The sequence below is a fragment of the Streptomyces fuscigenes genome, from assembly GCF_021556455.1.
GTDB classification, from domain to species: Bacteria; Actinomycetota; Actinomycetes; order Streptomycetales; family Streptomycetaceae; genus Streptomyces; species Streptomyces fuscigenes.
In genome coordinates this window covers 1-4,420 of record NZ_JAKGCV010000448.1, presented here as the reverse complement: position 1 = coordinate 4,420, position 4,420 = coordinate 1, and the positions used below count along the sequence as shown (strand labels likewise).

The window sequence follows — 4,420 nt, the reverse complement described above, 5'->3', positions numbered from 1 at the left end:
GGTCGGCCAGTTCGGGGCTGCGGCGCAGCTGCCGCAGCGCGGCCAGGGCGGCGCCGGCCGCGGCGGGCGCGAGGCCGGTGTCGAAGATGAACGTGCGCGCCGCGTTCACCAGGTGCTCGATCACCCGGGCCGGCCCGAGGACCGCTCCGCCCTGGCTGCCGAGCGACTTGGACAGGGTCACCGTCGCGACGACGCCGTCGGGCACCACGCCGTCCGCGTCCGCGACGCCCGCCGCGTGCAGGGAGCCGCGCCCGCCGGGACCGAGGACGCCGAGCCCGTGCGCGTCGTCCACCAGGAGCGCCGCCCCGTGCGTGCGGCAGACGGCCGCGAGGGCGTGCAGCGGGGCCATGTCGCCGTCGACGGAGAACACCGCGTCGGAGACGACGAGGGCGCGGCCGGGCCGCCGGACGTCGAGGGTCTTGCCGACCGTCTCGGGGTCCGCGTGCGGCACGACGACCGTCTCGCCCCGCGACAGGCGGCAACCGTCGACGATCGAGGCGTGGTTGCCGGCATCGGACAGCAGCAGCCCGTCGCGGGAGGTGAGCGCGGTGAGGGCGGCGAGGTTGGCCGCGTACCCGGAGGACAGGACGAGGGCCGCCTCGAAGCCGCAGTGCGCGGCGAGTTCGCGCTCCAGCTCCTCGTGCAGCCGGGTGCTGCCGGTGACCAGGCGCGAGCCCGTCGCGCCCGCGCCCCACCGCACCGCCGCGTCGGCGGCCGCCCGGGTGGTCTCGGGATGCCGCGCCAGACCGAGGTAGTCGTTGCTCGCGAGGTCGAGCACGTCCGGCTCGGGGGACCGGGGACGCAGGGTGCGCACGAGCCCCGCGGCCTCCCGGGCGCGCGCGGCGTCGTCGGTCCAGGCGAAGGGGTCGTGGGGCATGGCGTCGGTCCTTTTGTAGGCAATGCACAGACACTAGCGGTCTCCAAACCGCCCGCAGGTGTGGCCATGTCCACACTTCGACCCGGTCGTGTTGGTGACTTCCACCCTGGCATCCGCGGGCGGCCGTGCGCGAAGATCGAGCCATGGATCTGCTGAAGACGCTGGTGGAGAAGGGGCTGCGGCGCGAGCTGCCGACGCGGGACGAGGCCCTCGCCGTACTCGCGACGTCCGACGACGAGCTGCTGGACGTGGTGGCCGCGGCCGGGAAGGTCCGCCGGCAGTGGTTCGGCCGACGGGTGAAACTCAACTATCTGGTCAACCTCAAGTCCGGGCTCTGCCCGGAGGACTGCTCGTACTGCTCGCAGCGGCTCGGATCGACCGCGGGGATCCTCAAGTACAGCTGGCTGAAGCCCGAGGAGGCCTCGCGCGCCGCCGCGGCGGGCGTCGCGGGCGGCGCGAAGCGCGTCTGCCTGGTCGCCAGCGGGCGCGGCCCGAGCGACCGGGACATCGACCGGGTGTCGAAGACCATCGAGGCGATCAAGGACGAGAACGAGGGCGTGGAGGTCTGCGCGTGCCTCGGACTGCTCTCGGCCGGGCAGGGCGAACGCCTCAGGTCCGCCGGCGCGGACGCGTACAACCACAACCTGAACACCTCGGAATCCACATACGGGGACATCACGACCACCCACACGTACGCCGACCGCGTCGAGACGGTGCGGCACGCGCAGTCGGCCGGCCTGTCGGCCTGCTCCGGCCTGATCGCGGGCATGGGCGAGAGCGACGCCGACCTGGTGGACGTCGTCTTCTCGCTGCGCGAGCTGGACCCGGACTCCGTGCCGGTCAACTTCCTGATCCCGTTCGAGGGCACGCCGCTGGCGAAGGAGTGGAACCTGACGCCGCAGCGCTGCCTGCGGATCCTCGCGATGGTGCGGTTCGTCTGCCCGGACGTCGAGGTGCGCCTCGCGGGCGGCCGCGAGGTCCACCTGCGCTCGATGCAGCCGCTCGCGCTGCACCTGGTCAACTCGATCTTCCTCGGGGACTACCTCACCAGCGAGGGCCAGGAGGGCAGGAAGGACCTGGAGATGATCGCCGACGCCGGCTTCGTGGTGGAGGGCGCGGACGAGCAGACGCTGCCCGTGCACCGCGCGGACGCCGCGGCGTCGCACGCCTGCGGCGGTCCGGACCACTCCTGCGCGGGCGCCTGCGGCGACGGGCAGGCGGGCTCCCCCTGCGGCTCGGACGCCGGGGCGGAGCCAGCGGCCGTCGGCGCCGTCGCGGAGGCGGCGGGGTCGCCCGCCGCGGACAGCGGGGCCCGCAATGACCTGGTCGCGGTGCGGCGCAGGGGCGCGGGGACGGACCTGGCCCCGAATGCCTGACGCGTTCGCGGCCGCCGGGGCCCTCCACGGCGGGGACCTGCCGGTCCCGCGGCTGCTCGAGCTCGACCGGGCGCATGTCTGGCACCCGTACGGCCCGATGCCGGGCCGGAGCGAACCCCTCGTCGTCTCGTCCGCGTCGGGGGTGCGGCTGCGGCTCGCCGAACCGGCCGGGGGCCACGGCGAACTGATCGACGGCATGTCGTCGTGGTGGTCGGCCATCCACGGCTACAACCACCCGGTGCTCAACGACGCCGCCACGCGGCAGCTCGGCCGGATGAGCCACGTCATGTTCGGCGGGCTCACCCACGAGCCCGCGGTGCGGCTCGCGGCCCGGCTCGTGGAGATCACCCCGGAGCCGCTGCGGCACGTGTTCCTCGCGGACTCGGGGTCGGTCTCGGTCGAGGTCGCCCTCAAGATGTGCCTGCAGTACTGGCGTTCCCTCGGCCGCCCCGGGAAGCGGCGGCTGCTGACCTGGCGCGGGGGCTACCACGGCGACACCTGGCAGCCGATGTCGGTGTGCGATCCCGAGGGCGGCATGCACGAGTTGTGGTCGGGCGTCCTGCCGCGGCAGATCTTCGCCGAGGCGCCGCCCGCCGCCTACGACGAGGCCTACGCCGAGGAGCTGCGGGAGCTGATCGCGCGCCACGCGCACGAGACGGCGGCCGTCGTCGTGGAGCCGGTGGTGCAGGGCGCGGGCGGCATGCGCTTCCACTCCCCCGCGTACCTCCGGGTGCTGCGCGAGGCCTGCGACGCGCACGACGTGCTGCTCGTGTTCGACGAGATCGCCACCGGTTTCGGCCGCACGGGCACGCTCTTCGCGGCGGACCGGGCGGCCGTCGCGCCCGACGTGATGTGCGTCGGCAAGGCTCTGACGGGCGGCTATCTGACGATGGCCGCGACGCTGTGCACGGAGCGGGTGGCCGAGGGCATCGCGCGGGGCGAGGTGCCGGTGCTCGCGCACGGCCCGACCTTCATGGGCAACCCTCTCGCGGCCGCCGTGGCCTGCGCCTCCCTCGACCTGCTGCTCGCCCAGGACTGGGCGGGCGAGGTCAAGCGCATCGAGGCGGGCCTGGGCGAGGGCCTCGCCGCGGCTGCGGCGCTCCCGGGCGTGCGCGACGTGCGGGTGCTCGGCGCGATCGGGGTGGTCCAGCTCGACCACGAGGTCGACATGGCGGCGGCCACGGCGGCCGCCGTGCGCGAGGGCGTCTGGCTGCGCCCGTTCCGCGACCTCGTGTACACGATGCCGCCGTATGTGACGGGCGACGACGACGTCGCGACGATCTGCCGCGCGGTGACCGCCGCGGCACGGGAGGGATGACATGTCCGTGATGGTGGTCTCCGGTACGGACACGGAGATCGGCAAGACGATGGTGACGGCCGCGGTCGCCGCCGCGGCCGTGGCCGCGGGGCGTTCGGTCGCCCTGCTCAAGCCCGCGCAGACCGGGCTCGCGCCCGGCGAGGAGGGCGACGTCGAGCAGGCGGGCCGGCTCGCCGGGCGGGTCACCACGGTGGAACTGGCCCGCTTCCCCGAGCCCCTGGCACCCGCGACCGCGGCCCGCAGGGCGCGGATGGCGCCGGTGCGCCCGGCGGACGTGGCCGAGGCGGCGGGCAAGCTCGCGGCCGAGCACGACCTGGTGCTCGTGGAGGGGGCGGGCGGCCTGCTCGTGCGGTTCGACGACGAGGGCGGCACCCTCGCGGACGCGGCACGGCTCCTCGGCGCGCCGGTCCTCGTGGTCGTACGGGCCGGGCTCGGCACGCTCAACGCGACGGCCCTGACGGCCGAGGCGCTGCGGGCGCGCGGGGTCGATGCGCTGGGCACGGTGATCGGCAGCTGGCCCGCGCGTCCCGACCTGGCCGTGCGGTGCAACCTCGCCGATCTGCCGGAGGCGTCCGGCGTCCCGCTGCTGGGCGCGCTCCCGCACGGCGCGGGCGCGCTCTCCCCGGCGGAGTTCCGGGCGGCGGCGCGCGACTGGCTCGCGCCCGCGCTCGGCGGCGGCTGGGACGCGGACGCGTTCGCCGCGCGCCACGAGCCCGGGGACGGGCCGGCGGCTGCGTCGGCGTGATCCGCGCGGGCGCGGGAACAGCCGTCGTCCGCAGACGCGGACGCGGGCGGGAGAGCGGTGCGGGTTGCGAAACGGCACGGCCGTACGCGCAGCGGCGCGCGCGA

4 protein-coding genes are annotated in these 4,420 nt (G+C 75.4%); 3 read left to right on the top strand and 1 reads right to left on the bottom strand.

What is annotated here, in order from left to right:
- Positions 1 to 877, bottom strand: an 877-nt coding sequence (locus L1885_RS24360) for an aminotransferase class I/II-fold pyridoxal phosphate-dependent enzyme (RefSeq protein ID WP_235799316.1), incomplete at its 3' end; no start/stop codon positions are given.
- Positions 878 to 1,020: 143 nt separating this feature from the next.
- Between L1885_RS24360 and bioB the strand changes: the two genes are divergently transcribed.
- Genes bioB through bioD form a run of 3 tightly spaced genes read left to right on the top strand, consistent with a single transcriptional unit; the run spans position 1,021 to position 4,316 of the window.
- The gene (gene bioB, locus L1885_RS24355) at positions 1,021 to 2,253 is read left to right on the top strand and encodes a biotin synthase BioB (protein WP_235799315.1); all 1,233 of its coding nucleotides are present in this window, start codon (positions 1,021 to 1,023) and stop codon (positions 2,251 to 2,253) included.
- Positions 2,246 to 3,571, top strand: a complete 1,326-nt coding sequence (locus L1885_RS24350; protein WP_235799314.1) for an adenosylmethionine--8-amino-7-oxononanoate transaminase — start codon at positions 2,246 to 2,248, stop codon at positions 3,569 to 3,571. Before bioB ends, L1885_RS24350 begins: the two co-directional genes overlap by 8 nt.
- A gap of 1 nt (position 3,572) precedes the next feature.
- Positions 3,573 to 4,316: a dethiobiotin synthase gene (gene bioD, locus L1885_RS24345; RefSeq protein ID WP_235799313.1), complete on the top strand. Its 744-nt coding sequence runs from the start codon at positions 3,573 to 3,575 to the stop codon at positions 4,314 to 4,316.
- Positions 4,317 to 4,420: the final 104 nt, after the last annotated feature.

Coding starts and splice junctions, on each gene's coding strand:
- bioD (WP_235799313.1), top strand. CDS start 3,573: ATGTCCGTGATGGTGGTCTCCGGTACGGACACGGAGATCGGCAAGACG.
- L1885_RS24350 (WP_235799314.1), top strand. CDS start 2,246: ATGCCTGACGCGTTCGCGGCCGCCGGGGCCCTCCACGGCGGGGACCTG.
- bioB (WP_235799315.1), top strand. CDS start 1,021: ATGGATCTGCTGAAGACGCTGGTGGAGAAGGGGCTGCGGCGCGAGCTG.